The 19,805-nt window shown below is 39.7% G+C and carries 21 protein-coding genes and 1 other RNA gene; 16 read left to right on the forward strand and 6 right to left on the reverse strand.

Annotated features, from left to right (window positions below; genetic code table 11):
- Positions 1–11 precede the first annotated feature (11 nt).
- From UR08_RS00490 to UR08_RS00555, 14 genes are all read left to right on the forward strand, one after another.
- Positions 12–731 carry an NUDIX domain-containing protein gene (locus tag UR08_RS00490; RefSeq protein ID WP_115751719.1) on the forward strand — a complete coding sequence of 240 codons (720 nt, stop codon included), beginning with the start codon at positions 12–14 and terminating at the stop codon, positions 729–731.
- A gap of 15 nt (positions 732–746) precedes the next feature.
- On the forward strand, positions 747–1,508 hold the full coding sequence (aroD, locus tag UR08_RS00495) for a type I 3-dehydroquinate dehydratase (protein WP_115751720.1): 762 nt from the start codon (positions 747–749) through the stop codon (positions 1,506–1,508).
- Positions 1,509–1,615: 107 nt separating this feature from the next.
- A complete protein-coding gene (gene secG / locus UR08_RS00500; RefSeq protein ID WP_115751721.1) occupies positions 1,616–1,849 on the forward strand; it encodes a preprotein translocase subunit SecG in 234 nt (77 codons plus the stop codon).
- Between the two features lie 229 nt (positions 1,850–2,078).
- Positions 2,079–2,939 carry a GRP family sugar transporter gene (locus UR08_RS00505; RefSeq protein WP_115751722.1) on the forward strand — a complete coding sequence of 287 codons (861 nt, stop codon included), beginning with the start codon at positions 2,079–2,081 and terminating at the stop codon, positions 2,937–2,939.
- Between the two features lie 117 nt (positions 2,940–3,056).
- On the forward strand, positions 3,057–3,803 hold the full coding sequence (locus UR08_RS00510; RefSeq protein ID WP_115751723.1) for an alpha/beta hydrolase: 747 nt from the start codon (positions 3,057–3,059) through the stop codon (positions 3,801–3,803).
- 48 nt (positions 3,804–3,851) lie between these two features.
- Positions 3,852–6,212, forward strand: a complete 2,361-nt coding sequence (gene rnr, locus UR08_RS00515) for a ribonuclease R (protein ID WP_420812309.1) — start codon at positions 3,852–3,854, stop codon at positions 6,210–6,212.
- Positions 6,213–6,229: 17 nt separating this feature from the next.
- A complete protein-coding gene (gene smpB / locus UR08_RS00520) occupies positions 6,230–6,694 on the forward strand; it encodes an SsrA-binding protein SmpB (RefSeq protein ID WP_115751725.1) in 465 nt (154 codons plus the stop codon).
- A gap of 90 nt (positions 6,695–6,784) precedes the next feature.
- Positions 6,785–7,151: a transfer-messenger RNA gene (gene ssrA / locus UR08_RS00525) on the forward strand.
- Positions 7,152–7,827: 676 nt separating this feature from the next.
- Entirely contained in the window at positions 7,828–8,352 is a 525-nt protein-coding gene (locus UR08_RS00530) for a hypothetical protein (protein ID WP_115751726.1), read from the forward strand.
- A gap of 22 nt (positions 8,353–8,374) precedes the next feature.
- Positions 8,375–8,818 (forward strand): hypothetical protein, encoded by a 444-nt coding sequence (locus UR08_RS00535; RefSeq protein WP_115751727.1) that lies wholly within the window; start codon positions 8,375–8,377, stop codon positions 8,816–8,818.
- Between the two features lie 173 nt (positions 8,819–8,991).
- Positions 8,992–9,357 carry a hypothetical protein gene (locus tag UR08_RS00540; RefSeq protein WP_115751728.1) on the forward strand — a complete coding sequence of 122 codons (366 nt, stop codon included), beginning with the start codon at positions 8,992–8,994 and terminating at the stop codon, positions 9,355–9,357.
- Between the two features lie 735 nt (positions 9,358–10,092).
- Complete coding sequence (locus tag UR08_RS00545) at positions 10,093–10,968, forward strand: hypothetical protein (RefSeq protein WP_115751729.1); 876 nt, start codon at positions 10,093–10,095, stop codon at positions 10,966–10,968.
- Between the two features lie 20 nt (positions 10,969–10,988).
- A complete protein-coding gene (locus tag UR08_RS00550; RefSeq protein WP_115751730.1) occupies positions 10,989–11,453 on the forward strand; it encodes a hypothetical protein in 465 nt (154 codons plus the stop codon).
- Positions 11,454–11,908: 455 nt separating this feature from the next.
- Positions 11,909–12,202, forward strand: coding sequence for a bacteriocin immunity protein (locus UR08_RS00555; protein ID WP_115751731.1), 294 nt, complete (start codon positions 11,909–11,911; stop codon positions 12,200–12,202).
- Positions 12,203–12,319: 117 nt separating this feature from the next.
- Here UR08_RS00555 and UR08_RS00560 read toward each other — a convergent pair whose 3' ends face one another.
- The 6 genes from UR08_RS00560 to UR08_RS00585 form a co-directional block, all read right to left on the reverse strand.
- Positions 12,320–12,604 carry a DUF4176 domain-containing protein gene (locus tag UR08_RS00560; RefSeq protein WP_115751732.1) on the reverse strand — a complete coding sequence of 95 codons (285 nt, stop codon included), beginning with the start codon at positions 12,602–12,604 and terminating at the stop codon, positions 12,320–12,322.
- Between the two features lie 96 nt (positions 12,605–12,700).
- Complete coding sequence (locus UR08_RS00565) at positions 12,701–13,885, reverse strand: T7SS effector LXG polymorphic toxin (RefSeq protein WP_115751733.1); 1,185 nt, start codon at positions 13,883–13,885, stop codon at positions 12,701–12,703.
- The gene (locus UR08_RS00570; RefSeq protein ID WP_115751734.1) at positions 13,885–14,253 is read right to left on the reverse strand and encodes a DUF3958 family protein; all 369 of its coding nucleotides are present in this window, start codon (positions 14,251–14,253) and stop codon (positions 13,885–13,887) included. Before UR08_RS00570 ends, UR08_RS00565 begins: the two co-directional genes overlap by 1 nt.
- Positions 14,254–14,264: 11 nt before the next feature.
- A complete protein-coding gene (locus UR08_RS00575; RefSeq protein ID WP_165849922.1) occupies positions 14,265–14,546 on the reverse strand; it encodes a TIGR04197 family type VII secretion effector in 282 nt (93 codons plus the stop codon).
- A 165-nt stretch (positions 14,547–14,711) separates the two neighbouring features.
- Positions 14,712–16,097: a sensor histidine kinase gene (locus tag UR08_RS00580; protein WP_115751736.1), complete on the reverse strand. Its 1,386-nt coding sequence runs from the start codon at positions 16,095–16,097 to the stop codon at positions 14,712–14,714.
- On the reverse strand, positions 16,084–16,746 hold the full coding sequence (locus UR08_RS00585) for a response regulator transcription factor (RefSeq protein WP_133296326.1): 663 nt from the start codon (positions 16,744–16,746) through the stop codon (positions 16,084–16,086). The genes UR08_RS00580 and UR08_RS00585 overlap by 14 nt, the downstream gene beginning before the upstream one ends.
- Positions 16,747–17,052: 306 nt before the next feature.
- On the opposite strand from UR08_RS00585, the gene UR08_RS00590 reads away from it, so the two are divergent.
- Complete coding sequence (locus UR08_RS00590) at positions 17,053–17,667, forward strand: hypothetical protein (RefSeq protein WP_115751738.1); 615 nt, start codon at positions 17,053–17,055, stop codon at positions 17,665–17,667.
- 141 nt (positions 17,668–17,808) lie between these two features.
- On the forward strand, positions 17,809–19,776 hold the full coding sequence (locus tag UR08_RS00595; RefSeq protein WP_115751739.1) for a lectin-like domain-containing protein: 1,968 nt from the start codon (positions 17,809–17,811) through the stop codon (positions 19,774–19,776).
- The last annotated feature ends 29 nt before the right edge of the window (positions 19,777–19,805 follow it).

Raw genomic sequence — 19,805 nt, forward strand, 5'->3', positions numbered from 1 at the left:
GAGGCGCGGCGATGGGTGAAGAATTTGTCAATAATGAAGAGGCTTTGAATGCCTACAAGGCCAGTGCTTTTCGGACGCCAGATGGCTATACGAGTGATATTTTATTGTTTGCAATGAAAGAGAAAAAATTGCATGTACTTTTGATTCAGCGTAGAAAGACAAACGCGGAAGGAGAACCCAATGTGGAAGGCGGTAAGTGGGCGATTCCAGGCGGGTTCGTTAATCCGGATGAGGATGCGTATCAAGCTGGGGTTCGTGAGCTTGAAGAAGAAACGGGGCTAACGGATATTCCACTTACGGCGTTTGGCGTCTATGATAAGCCGGGGCGTGATCCGCGCGGTTGGATCATTTCGCGCGCACACTACGCGTTTGTGCCACTTGAGGCATTGCTTGAACGGGTCGCAGGCGATGATGCGGTACAAGTGGATTTGATTCCTGTAAGTCAAGCTTTCGATTTGCCACTTGCCTTTGACCATAAAACGATTTTAAGCGATGCGATGGGAAAAATTACACGGGAATTGCTACTTTCGACGAAGATGAGTGATTTTCTGCCAGAATTTTTCACGGCTAAGGAATTATATGAGGCGATCGCGAGTGCCGCATATCGGGAGGCATTGCCACCGTTCGATGTGTTTGAATCTTACATCGTCTTGCTTCCATTTATTGAACGAAACGAAGCAGGGCTCTATTTCTTTAACCAAGCGGTGAGCGCACATAGTATTTTCTTCTAAGCAGGGGGACTAAACATGGAAACGGTAAAAGTAAAACAAATGGAGATTGGAAGCGGAAAGCCAAAAATTTGTGTTCCGCTAGTCGGTAAAACGATTGCGGACTTAAAACGCGAAGCGAAACTTGCGGCAAGTCTTGGAATTGATTTCGTCGAATGGCGCGCAGATTATTTCGCAAAAGTCATGGATCTGGAAACGGTGAAGTGGGCTTTACGTGAATTTAAGCCATTTCTAAATGGGCTTCCGCTGCTATTTACGTTTCGATCGAAAGCTGAGGGTGGCGAAACGGAAATAACAGAAAGTTTCTATTTTGAACTGAATCAAGCCATTATCCGAACAAAAGAAGTGGACTTGATTGATTTGGAACTATTTCATGAGGAACGGCATGTAAATCGATTAATTAGCGAAGCCCATCAAGCGGGGATCAAAGTCGTGATGAGCAGTCATGATTTTAAGAAAACGCCGCTTAAAGATGAGTTATTAAAACGCTTGAAGCGAATGGAAGCGTTAGGTGCTGATGTTACAAAAATTGCTGTAATGCCGCAAGATGGAACAGATACGCTAGCTTTGCTTGATACAGCAGCGGTGATGAATCAAGAAGCGAAAGTACCATTTATTGCAATTGCAATGGGAGAGCTTGGTGTACTTTCAAGGCTCTCAGGCCGCTTTTCGGGTTCTGCCGTTACCTATGCGGCAGCAGAAGAAAATTCAGCTCCAGGACAAATTTCTATCGCGATGACGAAGCAGATTTTAAAAGCGCTTGGCGAGCAAGATGTCTGATCTTCACAAAACTGTAACAAAGTATTTCGCTAGCCGCTATTGTGCGCTTCTTCGAAATATGATAAGATTAAAATTAGTCAAATTGGACGGTTTTAGGAGGAAAAACAATGAGTACAGTTTTAACGATCATTTTGGTGATTGTATCCGTACTTCTCGTAGCAGTGATCATTCTTCAACCAGGGAAAAGCAATGGTTTATCCGGTGCAATTTCAGGTGGGGCTGAACAATTATTCGGGAAGCAAAAAGCAAGAGGATTAGAACTGATTTTACATCGGACAACAATCGTTTTATCTATTATTTTCTTTGCTTTGTTAGTTACACTTGGCTTTTTTGTTAATTAAAGCTAAAGCTGTAAGAGCGGAATAAATGAATGTGAAAAGCATTCCTGTCTAAGAAAAGTGGCAGAGGAATGCTTTTTTGTTTGGACGGGTTCTGCCCGCAAGGGAAAGTAAGTTGGAGGAAATCTCACCTGTGTTCTTGTCTAAAAAGGCAAATGGTTTTCTTTTTTGCTGAGAACGTGATATATATTATATTTGTGGGTTTAAGAAACTTGGTGGGAGGAATGGATGAATGAATATTTTGGTTGCGCTTGTTCCAGCGGTGATGTGGGGGCTGATGCCGCTTGCTGTTGCGAAAAGTGGTGGCAAGCCAAAGCAGCAGATTATCGGAACCGCTTTTGGTGCGTTACTGTTTGCTATTTTTGTATTTTTATTTACTGATCCGCACTACACGGCAACGATTTTAATTGCGAGTTTTATATCGGGGGCATTTTGGTGCTTAGGCCAAATGAATCAATTCCGTGCATTTACGCAAGTTGGGGTATCGAAGACGATGCCGATTTCAACGGGAATGCAACTTGTTGGGACGTCACTTTTTGGTGTGTTTGCGTTTCATGAATGGGAAACGACTGCGAAATTAGTTCTTGGTTTTAGTGCGCTTGCTTTGATTATTATTGGAATTTTTATGACGAGCTATGAGCAATACAAAGATGATAGTTCGGAACAGAATATGAAAAAAGGAATCATCACCTTGCTGATTTCTTCGGTTGGTTATGTCGGTTACGTTGTTACAACACGCTTTTTTGATATTAGCGGCTGGGATGCGATTTTACCGCAAGCTGTTGGGATGGTTGTTGCTTCGTTCATCTTCACGATCGGCGGACGAGATGAGCCACGTTTTACGAAGGCAACGTTTTTGACGATTATTCCGGGGCTGATGTGGGCAACGGGGAACTTGGCGTTACTGTTCTCAAACCGAATGGTTGGCGTTGCAACTGGGTTTTCGCTTTCGCAAATGGGTGTTGTCCTGTCCACACTTGGCGGGATTTTGATTCTTGGTGAAAAGAAAACGAAAAAAGAATTGGTGTTTGTATTACTGGGCGTCGTTCTCGTGATTGTTGGCGGAACGATGATTGGATTTGCCAAAAGCTAAGAGGAAGCGGCCTTTTTGAAAGGGCGCTTTTTTTACAGAAGGAACATTTTTGATTGCGGGGAGGCGGTTTTTCTCGTACACTAGACATAGAAACAATGTCATAAGGAGCGTTTAAAGATGAAATTCACACCGCCAAAACCGTTTTTATTTGAGACGGGAAAAAGGGCAGTTTTACTGTTGCACGGATTTACGGGGAGTTCTGCCGATGTTAGGATGCTTGGCAGATTTTTGCAGGAAAATGATTACACGGCTTATGCGCCACAATATAAGGGACACGGTGTTTCGCCTGATTTACTTTTAAAGACGGGACCGAGTGACTGGTGGCAAGATGTGCTTGATGCGTACAAGCATCTTGAGGATCTTGGCTATGAAGAAATTGCCGTGTGCGGATTATCGCTTGGTGCGCTTTTCTCGCTAAAACTGGGCTTCATGAAGCCTGTTAAGGGGATTGTGTCAATGAGTGCGCCGACGAAAATGGATAGTTCATCGCCGATCATTTCGGGGTATATGGATTATGTGCGCAATTATAAGCGGCTTGAAGGAAAATCTGCTGAGACAATCGAGCTTGAGATGCAGGATTATGCAGGGAAATCCACGGATCAAATTGCCAAGCTGAAAGATGAAATCAATTCGGTGATGCAGGATATTGATATGATTTATGCGCCGCTTTTTGTGGTGCAAGGTCGGCTAGATGATATGGTGGACGTGGATGGCGCTAAGTGGATCTATGACGAGGTGCAGTCGAATGAAAAGCACATCAAATATTACGAGAACTCTGGGCATGTCATTACGATCGACAAGGAGCGAAAGATTTTGCAAGACGATATCCTTCAGTTTCTTGACGGATTAGACTGGCAAGTTTAGAGGAATAAGGAAAATGGAAAGGAGGGGATCCGAGTGAGTGAATTAGAAATGGAGCAGCTTGTTTTAAGTTTTTTGAAGGAGCACAAGGATACGGCTTATTCGCTTGATGAACTTGAGCTCGCCCTGAAGCCGGAAGATGCGGAAAGTTTTAAGGAAATGGTGAAGGCGCTTGTACGGCTTGAGGACAAGGGAGCGGTGGCTCGGACGAAGCGAAATCGGTACCGGATTCCGGAACAAACGGATTTGATTCAAGGAACGTTTCGGGCGCATGAACGCGGTTTTGGGTTTGTGATGCCGGAAAATAAGGATTTGGATGATATTTTTATTCCGCCGAATGAAGTGCGGGATGCGATGAATGATGATGTCGTGCTTGCGAAAATCACGAAGCGTAAGGGGGATAACCTTGCGGAAGGTGTGATTGAAAAAATTGTAGAGCGGAAAACGGCGCAAGTGGTCGGTACTTATATGGAAGATCTTGCCGGAGCTGGGATTGTGATTCCAGATGATAAGCGTATTTCAGGCGAAATTGATGTCGATCTTGAGGATGGCTTAAAGCCGGTGGATGGGCACAAGGTGATTGTGGAACTTACGGCTTACCCGCATGGTAACACGCGGGCACGAGGAATTGTCAAGATGATCATCGGGCACCGTAATGACCCCGGCGTGGATATTTTATCGGTGATTCATAAATACGGGATCCAGTCGACTTTCCCGGAAGAGGTCATGAAAGAAGCGGCGGAAGCGCCAAGTGATCTTTCGGGTGTGGATATCGGGGAACGCCGCGATTTGCGTGATCAAATGATTATCACGATTGACGGTGCGGACGCGAAGGACCTTGATGATGCGGTGACGGTGCGCGAACTTCCGAATGGCAATTTTGAACTGGGTGTTCATATTGCGGATGTTTCGTATTATGTGACGGAAGATTCGGCGCTTGATAAGGAAGCTTTTGAACGCGGAACGAGTGTTTATTTGGTGGACCGGGTGATTCCGATGCTACCGCATAAGCTTTCGAATGGGATTTGTTCGCTTAATCCGCAAGTGGATCGTTTTACGCTTAGCTGCACGATGGAAATTGATGCGGATGGGCACGTTGTGAATCATGAGATTTTTGAAAGTGTAATTAAGACGACGGAACGGATGACTTATGATGATGTCAACTCGATTCTTGTGGATCGGGATGAACAACTGCGTGAGAAATATCGGGAAATCGTGCCGATGCTCGACCAAATGCTTGAGCTTTCGAAGCGTCTTCATGCAAAACGTGAAAAGCGTGGCGCGATTGACTTTGACGCTAAAGAAGCACGTGTGATTGTTGATGAAGAGGGGCATCCGCAAGAAGTTGTGATGCGGGAACGTTCAGCTGGGGAGCGCTTAATTGAGGAATTCATGCTTGCGGCGAATGAAACGGTTGCGGAACACTTCCACTGGATGGATGTGCCATTTATTTACCGGATTCACGAAGATCCGAAGGAAGACAAATTGGCAAGGTTCTTTGAATTTATTACGAACTTTGGGCTCATCGTGAAAGGAACGGCCAATCAAATTCACCCTGCTGCGCTTCAACAAGTGCTTGATGAAGTGAAAGGGAAACCGGAAGAAATGGTGGTTTCAACGGTGATGCTGCGTTCGATGCAACAAGCGAAATATGATACGGTTTCGGCGGGGCACTTTGGGCTTGCGACGGATTTTTATACGCACTTTACTTCGCCGATTAGGCGTTATCCAGATTTGATTGTACATCGCTTGATTCGGGAATACTTGATTAAAGGAGATGTACGGCCTGAAACGCTTGAGAAACGGGCGGAACAGCTTCCTGAAATTGCGGAGCATTCTTCGAAAATGGAACGTCGCGCGGTCGATGCGGAACGTGAAACGGATGAACTGAAGAAAACGGAATTTATGGTCGACAAGGTTGGCGAGAAATTCCAAGGGATTATTAGTTCGGTGACGAATTTTGGATTGTTTATTGAACTGCCAAACACGATTGAAGGTTTAGTGCATGTTAGTGCGATGAAGGGCGATTATTATCAATTCCACCAAAATCTACTAGCGATGATCGGCGAACGCACCGGGAAGGTTTATCGGATCGGTGACGAGGTTGAGGTCGAAGTGGCGAAAGTGGATGTGGATGGTCGCGAGATTGACTTTAAGCTTCTTAGTGAAGGCAAGGATTCGGAGCGCGCGAAAGGAAGTCGGCAGAAGAAAAAGCCTATCAACAAGACGCGCGGTTATAAGTCTGTGAACAAAAAGCATAAAGAGAAGGAAAGTAACAAACCGAAAAGAGAAGCGGGTTCTGATGAGGAATGGCACACGAAGCCGAAAAAGAAAAAACGCAAGAAGGCTTTTTATGAAGGTGTAGCGAAAGGGAACCAGCCGAAGAATAAGAAGAAGAAAAGACGCAGATAGGAAGGAGGCATTTTTAGATGCCAAAGGGTGAAGGAAAGCTCATCGCCCAGAACAAGAAGGCTCGTCATGATTTTTCGATTGAGGAGACGTTTGAGGCGGGGATTGTTCTGCAGGGAACGGAGATTAAATCGGTTCGGAATGCGCGTGTGAATTTGAAGGATGCTTATGCACGCGTTGACCGTGGCGAGGTATTTTTGCACAACATGCACATTAGTCCTTACGAGCAGGGCAATCGTTTTAACCATGATCCGCTCCGGACACGAAAGCTTTTGCTGCATAAGAAGCAAATTAGCCGTTTGATCGGTGAGACGAAGGAAGCGGGATACTCGATTGTGCCGCTTAAGATGTACATCAAGGATGGTTATGCGAAGATCTTGATTGGCGTTGCGAAGGGTAAGAAGAAATATGATAAGCGCGAGGATTTGAAGCGGAAAGAAGCGAAACGTGATATTGAGCGGGCGTTTAAGGAAAGGCAGCGCTAATTCGTATAGGAGAAACATGCGGGCGGCAAGAAAAAAATTCGCCGGCATTTCTTGAAACTAAAGCAGTCTTTTAGTATAATTAATGAGTTCGGGGCTGTTACGGATTCGACAGGGATAGGTCGAGCTCAGGTTGCGCGTCGGGGGTGTCGTCCTCGTTAACAACGCAAAAGCCAATAATAACTGGCAAAGAAAACAAATCTTTAGCTTTCGCAGCGTAATAGCCGCTTAAGCTGATCCTCCGTGCATCGCCCATGTGCTACGGTAAGGGTCTTACTCGAAGTGGGATACGACTAAAGGCTTCCGTTTGTAGTCTTTAGGAAGAGATCAATCAAGCTAGCTGAAAGGAAGCCTGTTGCGGGGCCGAGCTTCAAGCGAAATTCGAATACTGCAACTACACGCGTAGAGGCTTGGGTGCCGATATTTCTGGACGCGGGTTCGACTCCCGCCAGCTCCATATTTTAAAACAGGATACCTGCTGTTGAAACTTCCGAAAGCTTGGTGTTAAGCGATTCGGGAGTTTTTTGCTTTTGAGCGTGATGCAGGGGAGCTTGTTTTTTTAGCGTTAAAGTTTTATGATGAGTAAGAAAGATAGTGAAGACGTAAGTGCGGAAATGAATTTATGCGTGGAATAGTAGTAGCTTTTGTGAATTGATACAAGATGCTAGAATCGGAAGAGAATCATCAGGATGAGAGCCTAGCTAGGGCGAGTGGCGCGATTACGAAATTTCGGAAAAACTTTCCGAGGTTTTAGAGCTATGTTATTCTGAATGGTTCCAAAACTGGCTCGGCTGTCGGCGACACTTTGGATTTGTTTTAGAGCTATGTTATTCTGAATGGTTCCAAAACTAAATGATTAAATATGAAATATTATCATCGGTTTTAGAGCTATGTTATTCTGAATGATCTAAAGTGAAAGCTGAATCTTTATCCTACTCTTTTGAGTGGGTTGTTTTTATACCCAAAGAATTAAAATTTGAATATTCTCTATATGATTCAAAAAAATAGAGAAACTACAGATTTTTGATCATTCGCGACAAGAATCAGACATTTCATTACATTTTTGGTTTTACAAAAACATTTCATGCTATACTCATGGTGCAATAAAACAAAAACAACGAAAAGAGGAATTCAGCATGAAAAAAAGTGTTATAAAAAGTCTTATTGTAACTAGTTGTATGGGGTTAGCATTGAGTGTAGTAAGTCCTTCGGTATTGTCTGTAAAAGCAGCTAGGGAAGAAGAGAAAATGCTTCAACTAGATAAATCAGAAAAAAGAAAACTAGATAAAGCAATTGATTCTTTTAAAAAAGAAAACGAGGGTCTCGGCCTAAGTGATTTAGAACTGGCACAAAAGTTTGTAAGAGAAAACTCACAGCCAAAAAATTCTGTTCAATCTAGGGGAGTAGTCGGAATTGGTTTAAAAGGTTTAAGATATATAGGGTATATATTTAGAATTGGTGGAAAAGGGATATCAATTCTCGTAAGACCCCTATCAAAATCAAAGGCGGCATTAGTTAGAAAATATAGTGCTAAAATTGCTAAAGCATGTGAAAAGGTTGAGAAAGCTACTAAATCCGCATTTAGAGCAAAATTGAAAGAACTGGGTATGCCGTCAGACGTTGCAAAAAATCTGACTGACATTGTCTTCATGCTATTGTAGAATAATATTGGTGGATATATTTATGAAAAAATTAGGTAATGTAATTTTTGTAACAGTTATAATGATTTTATTACTAATAATAGCAATTGTTCCTTTTATTGCTATTTATTATCTATTCATATATTCTTTGAATCATACACCTGGAATAACATATTTTACAAATAATCCTTTGGATAAAATTAGATTTGTTATTCTGTTTATTGTTTTTGGAGTGATATTGCTTGCTTTTTTTGAAGCCTTAGTAAATAGAGCAATAATCGTTAATAACATATGGAATAAAATGTTTAAATATACAGCTCTATTTTTACTAAACGTTATTTATGTTCAAGTATTTATCATTATAAGTACAGATATAGAAGCTAATCTAATTGGTGTATTTTTAATTACGGTTCTAATTTATTTGGTAGAGTTACTACTAAACCTGATGTTATACCTGTTAAAGCGAATTGATAAAAAAATAAGATAGTAAATATAAGAGGTTTTTATGAGGCAGAGAAGGGGCAGGATTTAACAATGATCAGCCTTTATTGTCCAGTGTAACAGATACAAAAGAAGAAGTATTCAGCTCTGCTTGTAACTTATTCATATACAACTGTCTACGTAGCAAGCCGCAATAAATGATGGGGGAGATTTATTAGAATGACGAAAAAATCTTGGTGGGTTTTCATCTTAGGCATTTTGATTGTTGTTGGTATTTTTTTATTACTAAGATGGGTGGATAATAGAGATAATGTGGTTGGGATGGTCAAAGTAAATCAGACTGTTTATGTGGTGACTGAAGAGCCCGGTCAAAAAGAAAACGCATTGGAGAAAATCGGGAGTGTAAAAAAGAAAATTAAGCGCCATCAGATACCAGAAGAAGATTGGACATCAAATTCTCTAGATAAGGGTACAATCTTGTACGCAGTTAAAGGAGGAGACGAGGAGTTTCCTAGAAAAATTTATTACAAGCTGGATAGTAAATTTTATATTGCGACAGAAGCGGCAGATAATAACAAAAAATAAAAATCTTATAGTTGATGGTTAATCGTACCTTGCTTGCAACAATAAGTTCATAAGTAGCGTGTTTTATGAGATAGAAAAAGAACTGTTGCGAATAATTTCAACGGTTCTTTTTCGATTTTACAATTTGAACAGACTTAGCAACAGAGCTAATAATTTCATATTTTATTTTTTTGGAAGCACAAAACTTCGATAACTCAAGTTGAATGTGCTCTCTAAAATTTTAATAAGTTGAGAAGGTTGTTGTACGCTTTCAATACTGTTTTCTTTCATAAAAAGGTCTTAACTCGTCGGATATGAATAGAATAGTAGACTTGTTTTTTCTACATTCAAGATTTATTATAGGAATATAAGGAATTTGTGATTTAATTAAAAAGGGATCATCAGAATTGAAGTTCTGCTAGGGACGAGTGGTGCGATTACGAAATGTTGGAAAAACTTTCCGAGGTTTTAGAGCTATGTTATTCTGAATGATTTAAAATAAGAACTAATCTTTTAATCTCCGCTTTTTTGGGTGGAGTATTTTTATGTCTAAATAATTGTTTTAAAAGAAGGAATATTCTTTATTAAATCTAAAAAACAGTAAAAACTATAGATTTTTAGTTATTCATGATCCCAAATAAACTTTTCACGACTTTTTTCACTTTACAAAAACATTTTATGCTATCTAAATCGTTATAAAAAAAAGATACTGCAGGAGTTGTTTAGTATGAAAAAAGAATAGTTGTTTTTTTAGTAATGGTATTAAGTCTTTTTCTAGGAGTAACAGAATATAGTTCTGCAGCTGCCGATGTAGATACATCCCAGCAAGATATTCATACGCTATATGAAAAATCAATTAGTGAAGGAAAAGTGGACGGGAAAAAATATACTTATGCTGCATTTAAAGAAAATTATAACCTTTCTAAAAAAGATTATGAAACATGGAAAGATAGTGTTGGTAAAGGACTTACATATGATCAATGGTTTGGCGAAGTCATGAATTATGGTGCGTTTCCAGATGGAGAAGGACATTCTCCTTCAGAGAAGAAAACAAGTGATTTACTTCGAGGCAGTCAAACATCAAATGGAAATAGGCTGAAAAATACCATTCGAAAAGGTGATATTTTGATTATTTCAAGTGGTGGATTTGGGCATGCTGCAATTGCAACGAGTGATAATTATATTCTTGAAATGACTGGCGGAGGGAATATTTGGAATTGGTCGGTTAGTGGAATTTCAAATAATAATAATCAATTTAATAAAAATAACTGGATTTTTGGTGGGAAGGAACAGGGAAGAAACTCAAGTCGACATATTAGTAACTGGATACAAGTTTGGCGAATGCAAAATAAAAGTATAGCGAATAAATGTGCCAACTATGCAGATGCAACATTTTGGAATAGTTCACATGGTTATAAAAAAAATAGGCATATCAACTACCGCTTAAGTTCTGCGACAACCACAAAGAATCCAAATTATTGTTCTAAACTGGTTTTTCAAGCATATTACTATGGAAGCGGGAGTGCTTCGGTTATTCAGCCTTCGATGGCAGGGCTATCTTTTGTAAGTCCGGGTGCTTTACCCAATGTATTTACTAGCAAATATAGACCGCGAAAAATAGGTACTTATTAATTTAATGGAGTGTGGTTATCGTGAAACGATGGAAAGTTGTCTTTTTAGTAGTTCTTATTTTAATTATCGGTGGAGTGGTAGGATATAAGGGATATATTTATTTTAAGACAAAGCAAGCTAATCATCAGATAGATCAAGCTATTCATAAAATAGGAATACCTAAAAATGAGATTATTGTTATAGAAAACCCCAAATATAACGCTGAAGTATTCGGAAATGAATGGTTTACTAAGGAGATTACGACTAAAAAAGATTATCAAACATGGAAAAATATGGTGAGAACTAAGCATGAATTTTTAAATGGGAAAAAACTAACAAGTGAGAATAAAAACAAATTAAATTTTGCTAGTAATTGTGAATTAACATATTCGTTTACTTATCAATCAGCGAATAAATCGGTTGATGCTGACAGTGCATATGGTGATAATTCTGCTACAAAGGAACAAGAGAATGCTTATTTTGCGTATAAAGTATCAGAAAAATAATTAATTTAAAGCCTGTATGAGAGCAATCTAAGCTAAAGTTCTAACAAAAGTGAAATGATCTCCCAAGTGTTAGTTTGTGGTCTAACTTTTGGGGATCAGCTCATTTTTAGATGAGATATTTTTGTATACGCGCCAATAAAAAATTTGCGAATTGTTAACACTTAGCTCTTCGTGACTATGATAGCATTAAGAATTATAATTACTGTTGATATGAATTTAAAAGTCGGACAGATTGTTGATGGGTATGGAAGCTCTGTAGGTAGGTTTACGAACCCAGTCGAAATAAGAAGTGCGTATAATAGTGTTACTCCCAATACAACTAAGATAGTTTAAAAGAAAAGGTGGCGGATACATCATGAAAAAAATTAATTTAAAGGTAGCTACTGATTGCATTTGTTTGTTTTCTCGACGAGAGTGTAACCTAGGAATATCAGTAACTACTGAAGGTGATTATTATGAATGAAAAGGAAACCAAGATTTTTCATTATATTAGTGAGGCCTATTCAGATAAAAAAATTCAAAGTAATACTGAATTGGCTGGGCTGCTTTTAAAGTATGCGAAAATGCTGGAAGAGGGGGCGGAACATAAACTCGTTTGTGTGAAACTTAGTAATGCGATTTCCCGGTACTTAGTGACGCATAAGCTGCAATCACCAGAAGCGCTGACGAAACTCTTTGATCGGATTCAACCTGAAGCTCAGGAATACCGCGCGGAAATGTCCGTAAATACTTGGTTAAATATTTTTTGAAAAAAAGTTTGTGATGTCGCTTGTTCTATATGTTTTTTCTGTCAATTGATTTCTATTTGTCCGTGGATTTTAAAAGCCGGATTTCTAACGCTTTCGTTAGAAACCCGGCTTTGTTTTTTATTGAATTCGGTATTGCGTGAAGCTGTTTGTTTTTTTCCATTCGGATACTAATTCTTTGTATCGCAACTCTTCTTCATCGGAATAGCCAAGTGCAATCACTCGATCAATGTTTTCTTCGTTGAAAAAGAGCGATTCTTTCGGATTTATGCCTTCAGGATAAAGGCAACCAGCATAGTCAAAAAAGGCTTCTTCGCCATCTTTTTCGATTGTTTGACCACGACCGATAATCATGATTTTTTTATTGCCTTCTTTTAAGTAAATGATTGTTCCGAGTTCTAACATAGCGTTTCTCCTTTTTAAAATTGGATTTTCTTATACATGTTTACTCGTTTGAGTGAGCTGCTTTATTTTTCTTCATTATCGTGAAATAGTTAATTACTATCTGGCTGGTTCAAATGGCTTGGAAAAGCGGAATTTCTCCCAATGCCCAGGGACACCTTGACCAACTTCATCATGCTTCCATTCGCCAAAACTATTTTGCTGACCAATGTCTGCAACTATTGAGATCCCAACGTGAAAAGATAAGGGAGAATGTTTGGTGAACAAGCCGGCAATGACTGCTCCGCTACCTGCAAGACCAACATCATACGCGATTCCTTGACCAATATTTGTTCCCTCGGATAAATAAGTTTTGCTCATTTTGGCTGCGATTATGGAAGCTTTACTGTGCTTCGTGATTTTTCCCAAGTTTCTTTGAAAATGAATGGATTCAGCTTCTGCCGTTCTAGCGTTTATAAATTTTCCGGAGCGGTTCAGCGCTACTAGTAGTAATTCATTTTTAGGGTCAGCGGCAACCGCTACTTGATTTTCTCGTAAATGAGCCAGTATCGACTCAGGCAGTTGGCTACTAGGATTTTGTCCGAGATAGTTGTTTAATTGTCGCAGATCTTGTTTAGTTAAATTCGGGATTCTTTTCGCAATCGTCTCGATTTCTGCTTTCGAAACCGTATTAAGTTGACTCAATTTATTTAGCCAACTTGTCGAGGCGCTAGGTGCAGGTGTGAAAGTTTGCGTTTTTACGTTATAAGTCCCGTTATTTAAATAAGCAATACCAGCTGCCACTTGTTCTAGTAATTGGTTAGCAAAGCTGTAAATTTGAGCGCAACTAAAATTAAAATCATGGAGCTTTTGGATTTGTTCAATGATTTTTTGAGTATGTAGAAGCGGATTTTGAGAACTAGCTGTGTAAGCTTGATTGTTTGACTGGGCTTCATTTAAATAATTCGATAGGGAATTCATTTGTACAGCTAAAGCTTGCAAGTGATCTTCATCTATTCGAGCCCCTTCCGAGGTGTCTACTTGTAGCACAAATTGTTGCTTGAAAATTTGATTTGCTTCGAGAATCGCTTCGTTTGCGGCGATAATCCCTCTAACGATGGGCAAGTGATAGTCCAGAAAATGTGTTTTCATTCGTTCGTAAGCTTGACCGCTTAATTCATCTGCTTGCCCCAAGTCTATTATGGAAGCTTCTAGTCGATGATTAGCGGCATTTTTTTGTTTTAAAATGACATCGATGCTTTTGATTTGCGTGTTAATCTCGGTCATGTCAATTTTTAATCCCATTATTTTTTGTCCTCCCTTGCTGTTTCTCTGTAGTTGTTTTCTAGTTCCAGAACACGACGTTCTGCTTCTTTTTTTTCTCTTTGCATCTCGTCGTAACGGTCGTAGAAACTTTCATTCATTTTTTTCTCTTCTTGAAAAATAGCATCCTGAGATTCAATCAAGAATTGCTGAGCGCTATCCCCTTGCCAACACGCGTTCAGTTCATCAAGTAATTGTTTGCTGCGGTTTAGCAACTGAACATGATTTTCTTGCGCTTCTTTTAAGTTTTCCATCTCTTTCTTGTGCTTTTCATAGTCTTCTTCGGCTGTTTGTAACTGGTAGCGAATTCTTTGTAAATTTTCGTAGGTATTCTCCGACCGCGAATTCAAAAAAATCCCCCTTATTTCATTCGTGGTGTTTCAGAAGCGAGCGCTTGATCTTGCTCAGAAAAGCTTGTGGCCGTTGCGCGAATTTTTTCAATGCTTTCCTGCAAATGATTGGCGTATTGTTCTGTGTAAAGCAAACTGTTGCTAAATGCTTTTTTCATTTCCTGAGCGGGAACCACAGTCGAAAACTCTCCGATCGCAAAAAGCTGGCTCGTATGTTGGATTTCATCACAAGCTTCCTGCAACTTCCCCGTAAGTTGTTCTGCCGCAGTCAAACTCGACTTAATTTCACTCATTTTTTCGCCGCCTTTCAGTTTACAATGTGCTTTCATCTAAAAAGTATACCATAACTGAATTCACGGAAAACATGGATTTTTAGTAAATGAAAATCAAAAATTGGCGTTATTTGCTTTTTTTAGTGTGTAAGTCTTACAAATTTAAAACAACCCGAACTAAGTTTTTCAGAACGAGTTGTTTTGCGTGAGTTTAATCATAAAGATAAACTCGTCAGGATTTTGCACAATTTGATAGCGATAATCATATTTGGCGAGGATATTATCGACGACGAACAAGCCAAGACCGTGGCTAGGGAAGTTTTCGCTAGAATTTTGGGTGTGGAAAGGTCGGACAATTTCTTTTACGTCTAGCTGAACGGGGCTGTTCATTTTGTTTTTGATATAAAAAATATTGCGGCTGGCCCGGTAGCCAATCTCGATGGTGGAGTCGCTCGGTGAGTATTTTAAAGCGTTGCTGATCAAATTGGAGCAGACTTTCTTGAGATGCTTATCTGGAATGTTGATCGTCATTTCGCGGTCTAATTTGCTCAAGTCCATCGTGATATTTTGATCCAAACTAATTGGTTCAAACCATTCCAGCGTGTTCTTGACCGTTTCAGTTAAGTCGGTTTTTCCTTCTGTAAATTCGATTTCAAGCCGCGAAGCATCCATAATTTCGTTAACAAGGCTAGTCATGTCATCCAGTTTTTTGATCGCCACTTGCATGTGATAGGGCTTATCGGCGTATTCGGGGAAATCATTTAGCATGCCTTCCAAGATGAGGCGGAGCGACATGATCGGCGTTTTAAGTTCGTGATTGCTCCCGCGAATGAAGTCAATCCGATCGGCTTGCTTTTTCTGTTCTTTTTGGTATTGAGATTCTAGATTGCGCGAAGCTTCGTCGAGTTTACGGAACATTTCTGAGATGTTTTCTTCGAGGACTTGAAATTCGGAAATTAACGTCCGTTTTTTGGATGGCTGATCGGGCGAAATGGTTTTGTAGGAGTCAATGAATGTGTTTAATTCGTTGAATTGTTTTCTTAAGTTTCTTGAGTAAATGACTGAAAGTACAAAGGAAACAAGCATGCCCAAAAGCAATCCGTAAAGAATAACTTCTTTTGATATGGCTAGTATGGCGTGAGGTGAAAGATCGTTGATGGTGGAAATGAAGATATGATAGGGTGACTCGATTTTTTCGTATTTTAAATAATCGGAGTTTAGCGAGTTAAAATAATTTTTGTAACTAGAAACAGTTAATTGATTGCCGCTTGCGTCTTTTTTGATGTTTAAATTAGTGTAATCAAGTTTGCCGTTTTTAAAAATAAAAATAATATAGTCCTGTTTAATCGACATATTGTCAATATTTTTTGTGATATCTTGCTGTTTATAAATAGAAAAAATTTTTTCAGATTCTTTTTTGAAGGCTTCTTGCTGCTGTTTTTGAATGTTTGTGACTAATAGTAGGGCTGTAATGAGAAAGAAAAGAAACAAAGTCAGGCCAATACTAATGAAGTTTGTGAACCAATTTCGATAAAATAAATTGAATGTTGTGCGACGGTTAGTTCCGTTCAATACGATATCCCACCCCTTTAATCGTTGTAATTAGTTCTGGGAAAAGTTTTTTTCGGATATTTTTGATGTGCATATCAATTGTTCTTGTATCTCCTAAATACTGATAACCCCAAACAATATCTAGCAATTCTTCGCGTGTATAAATTTTCCCTTTTCCAAGTAGGAGAGTCTGAAGTAATTCGAATTCTTTAGCTGTTAAATCAACAAGCTTTCCTAGATAAAAAACTTCGTAGTTGTTAACGATCAAGCGAACATCTCTGTGGTCAATTTCTGTTAGGGTTTCTGTATAAGTACGCCTGATGACGGCTTCAATTTTATAAGCGAGTAAATTCATGGAAAAAGGTTTGCTGATGTAGTCATCAATTTTGTATTCGTAGACATTGATTTGGAATAGTTCATCGGTTAAAGCGCTGATGACAATAATTGGAATATCACTGTTTTCGCGGATTCGCTTGATCAGCTCTTCACCAGATATTCCGGGGAGCATCATGTCGGTTAGGACGACGTGAAACTCTTCGTTTTGGAATAACTCCCAAGCTTCTTCACCATTTTCTACTGCAACGATGTCGTAGCCCGCGCGAGTCATCGAAGCTTGAATGGCTGTGCAGATGTCAGCTTGATCTTCTACTACTAAGATTCGGTATTTCAAAATTATCTCCTCCAAAAGGTTTATTTACAACAATTGGAAAGTCCCCTTGTGCGCTTTTTTGTTTGTAAACGCTCTTCCACGCATAAAGATTATAACAGAGTGCTTTTAGTTAAGATAGACCTAAATGTGATATTTTCTAGTACTCAAAAGAAACGCTAGTAAAAAATATATTTTTTTACAAAAATCACATATTAGCTTTATTTGAAAATCACAGGAATATGACACAATAAATCGTAATAATTAAGAGACAGATGAAGGAAAAGGATTAACTTTGGGATAAGTAGAGCAAGGCAGGTAAGTAAGAGAATGAATAAATTTAAGAAGAAATTTTTTCCTTGTTTTATGAATCATCAAGATTTTTTGAATTATGCTGAACTAATTTATTTAGCGAAAAACCAAAAATTTATTCCGTATAAAGAAATGCTTTACTTGATTGATGAGGGAACTCTTTTCTGGGAGATAGAGGTAAAAAAACATCATGCATTTATTGGTGAAGGCGATTATTTTGGTTTTCATTCTGAGGAAAAAAAGGTTTATAAGGCAGTGACAAATGCGGTGCTTTGGGCAATTCCACTTGAATTTGTAGACAAAAGTTGTTCGGCTAATATCTTAGCAAGGGTTTCCTGTCGAGATACGGAACGCTACAATAGATGGATCAGTTTAGCGAAGAAACAAGAAAGAGTAGCCCAGAAAGGTTTGTGGCAGTTGGTCATTAGGATGCAACAGACAAAAAAATCGATTGAAACAATAGATGAGCAAGCGTTTCTTAAATTATTTTGTGAAACTTCGCTTACAAATAAAGAAAAAGAAAAGTTTTTACTGTATTTAGTTAATCAAAATATCGTTTTGAAAATGGAGCAAATCTACGTGTTGTCTTATGTGAATCTAAGCAGGCATGTAGAAGAAATATTAGGCATTTAAATGCATATACTCACTTGAAAGATATAAAAATTTACATTAACTACACATTGACCACACCTAAAAATTACACAAACATGCAAGAATAGAGTTCGCGGCAAAAAGAGCCGTACCGAATTCAGGAATGACTAAGGAGGTGCAAGAGTGAAACGAGCTTGGATGCTTTTTTTATTTGCTTTCGTAATCTGTATGGGAATGCCTGTTGTGTCTTACGCAAGTGGAGAAAGTACACCACCAGAGGGAATCAAACTGAAAGATGTTTTGAAGGTGCCGCAAGGGGCAAATAGTTCGGTGACTGAAGCGGAAAACCAAGATATTGCTGAAATTACGGCGAACAAGAAAAATCAAGTAGGAGCTATCTGGAATTTGGATGGCTACAAGATGGATCTCACGAAGAATTTTAAGATGTCAATGTACCTGAATTTTGGAAACAAAGGGAAGCGAGCTGCGGATGGTGCTGCTTTTGTGATGCAAGCGGATCCGAATAAAAATGATGCTTTCCGAACGGGTGATAGCGCGCGGCTTGGAGTCTGGGATTCGCTTAGCTATAAGAAGTTCGGGCTTGCGATCAAGCATTCTTTTGCAGTGGAATTTGATACGCGTTATGATAGCAAGTTTGATAGCATGCTTGTGAAGGATCGTAATCACATCGCTTGGGGGTATCCGGATCAAGAGGAGACCTACAAGGATGAGTGGTCACTACTTGGTTCCAGTCGTTCACTTATTCACGGAGATCCCGTTTTTCCAAATGGGGATTATTTATCGGATGGAAAGTGGCATTTGTTTACGGTAAACTGGGATGCTAATTTGTCGCAGTTGACGTATAAATTTGATAACTTGCGCGATGTTCATGTGCCCATTGATGTATTAAAAACGTTTGGAACGCGGCAAGTTTATTGGGGCTTTACTGGCGCGACGGGGACACAGTTTTCGGAAAGTAGAGCGATTTTCGAGGAACTGCCGGGGCGAATTGAAGGCGAAACGACGGAACGTGTTTTTGATACACGGTCGAAAAAACCAGTGGATGAAGGTGACGTTTATGCAGATGAAATGCTCACTTATGAAATTGATACGTCTTATTTTACAGGGCAAGATGACTGGAAAAATATTATTTTAAAGAAGAGGTTGAATGAGTTTGTCAGTCATGTGGCGGGCTCACTTCGGTTAGTTGGCGAGGACGGAGAAGAGACAAGTCTTGATGAAAGTTACTTTGAAGACAATCAGTTGCAAGTTCCACTCGGCGATTTGAAGCAAGACGGAACAAAGAAGAAAATTCGTTTTGAAGTCCGCTCTCATCAAGTTCCGGAAGACCACACGGTGACGGAGGAAGCAACATCAGTTGGCGAAAACCTCATCACCCATTCTAGCCCAGTTACGTATACGATTAAAAGTAACGTGGCGCCTGTTGTGAAATTGCGGAATTCTGGCGGGATTGTGGATATTGAAAACTTAGGTGTTCAAAAGCCGCAAATTTTTGGCGGATGGACGGATCCGGACAGTGATTGGATCAATTTGTACTATAAAATTGATGACGGTGAGCTGCAAAAACTGGAACGGCAGGAAAATAATCCGAAGAATGTCAATCATAATTTTAGTATTGATCTGAATTCGGAAAATTTGAAGCTGGGTGTTCATCAAATGATGGTTTATGCGGTGGATAAGGAAGGGGCAAAGTCGAATGTCGATAAGCTTGTCCTTGTTGTGCGTGGAACTTTGAAATTTGCGGAACTGCCGAACTTTAAATTTGAACTGAGTGAAATTCCGATGGATAAACCGACGATGATTCGTGCCAAGTTTGCGGAAAAGATGGCGATTTTGGATACACGCGGGGAAGGTAGCGGCTGGAATTTAAAAGCACGCTTGAAGGAACCGCTAGCTTCGAAGGAAGGTCATCAGATTGATCAGTTTTATTATTTAGATGAAACGGGTGTAGCCCATCAGTTGGAACAGGATAATTTGATTCAAATTCGCTCGGGGAAAACGGCGGATAGTCCGCTCCAAAGTCTGGAGTGGGGTGAAAAAGCAGGGCTTGGTATTGAACTTAGTCCAGCAAATTATAGTGGAGAATACAGCGGAACGGTTGAGTGGGTACTTGAAGACACCCCGGCATAACTTGCTGTGAAAATAAAAGGAAAAGAGGA

The sequence above is a fragment of the Listeria kieliensis genome (genome assembly GCF_003369925.1).
GTDB classification, from domain to species: domain Bacteria; phylum Bacillota; class Bacilli; order Lactobacillales; family Listeriaceae; genus Listeria; species Listeria kieliensis_A.

Excerpts from the sequence above, each read along its gene's own strand:
- UR08_RS00490 (WP_115751719.1), top strand. The coding sequence starts at position 12 with ATGGGTGAAGAATTTGTCAATAATGAAGAGGCTTTGAATGCCTACAAG.
- aroD (WP_115751720.1), top strand. The coding sequence starts at position 747 with ATGGAAACGGTAAAAGTAAAACAAATGGAGATTGGAAGCGGAAAGCCA.
- secG (WP_115751721.1), top strand. The coding sequence starts at position 1,616 with ATGAGTACAGTTTTAACGATCATTTTGGTGATTGTATCCGTACTTCTC.
- UR08_RS00505 (WP_115751722.1), top strand. The coding sequence starts at position 2,079 with ATGAATATTTTGGTTGCGCTTGTTCCAGCGGTGATGTGGGGGCTGATG.
- UR08_RS00510 (WP_115751723.1), top strand. The coding sequence starts at position 3,057 with ATGAAATTCACACCGCCAAAACCGTTTTTATTTGAGACGGGAAAAAGG.
- rnr (WP_420812309.1), top strand. The coding sequence starts at position 3,852 with ATGGAGCAGCTTGTTTTAAGTTTTTTGAAGGAGCACAAGGATACGGCT.
- smpB (WP_115751725.1), top strand. The coding sequence starts at position 6,230 with ATGCCAAAGGGTGAAGGAAAGCTCATCGCCCAGAACAAGAAGGCTCGT.
- UR08_RS00530 (WP_115751726.1), top strand. The coding sequence starts at position 7,828 with ATGAAAAAAAGTGTTATAAAAAGTCTTATTGTAACTAGTTGTATGGGG.
- UR08_RS00535 (WP_115751727.1), top strand. The coding sequence starts at position 8,375 with ATGAAAAAATTAGGTAATGTAATTTTTGTAACAGTTATAATGATTTTA.
- UR08_RS00540 (WP_115751728.1), top strand. The coding sequence starts at position 8,992 with ATGACGAAAAAATCTTGGTGGGTTTTCATCTTAGGCATTTTGATTGTT.
- UR08_RS00545 (WP_115751729.1), top strand. The coding sequence starts at position 10,093 with ATGGTATTAAGTCTTTTTCTAGGAGTAACAGAATATAGTTCTGCAGCT.
- UR08_RS00555 (WP_115751731.1), top strand. The coding sequence starts at position 11,909 with ATGAATGAAAAGGAAACCAAGATTTTTCATTATATTAGTGAGGCCTAT.
- UR08_RS00560 (WP_115751732.1), bottom strand. The coding sequence starts at position 12,604 with ATGTTAGAACTCGGAACAATCATTTACTTAAAAGAAGGCAATAAAAAA.
- UR08_RS00565 (WP_115751733.1), bottom strand. The coding sequence starts at position 13,885 with ATGGGATTAAAAATTGACATGACCGAGATTAACACGCAAATCAAAAGC.
- UR08_RS00575 (WP_165849922.1), bottom strand. The coding sequence starts at position 14,546 with ATGAGTGAAATTAAGTCGAGTTTGACTGCGGCAGAACAACTTACGGGG.
- UR08_RS00590 (WP_115751738.1), top strand. The coding sequence starts at position 17,053 with ATGAATAAATTTAAGAAGAAATTTTTTCCTTGTTTTATGAATCATCAA.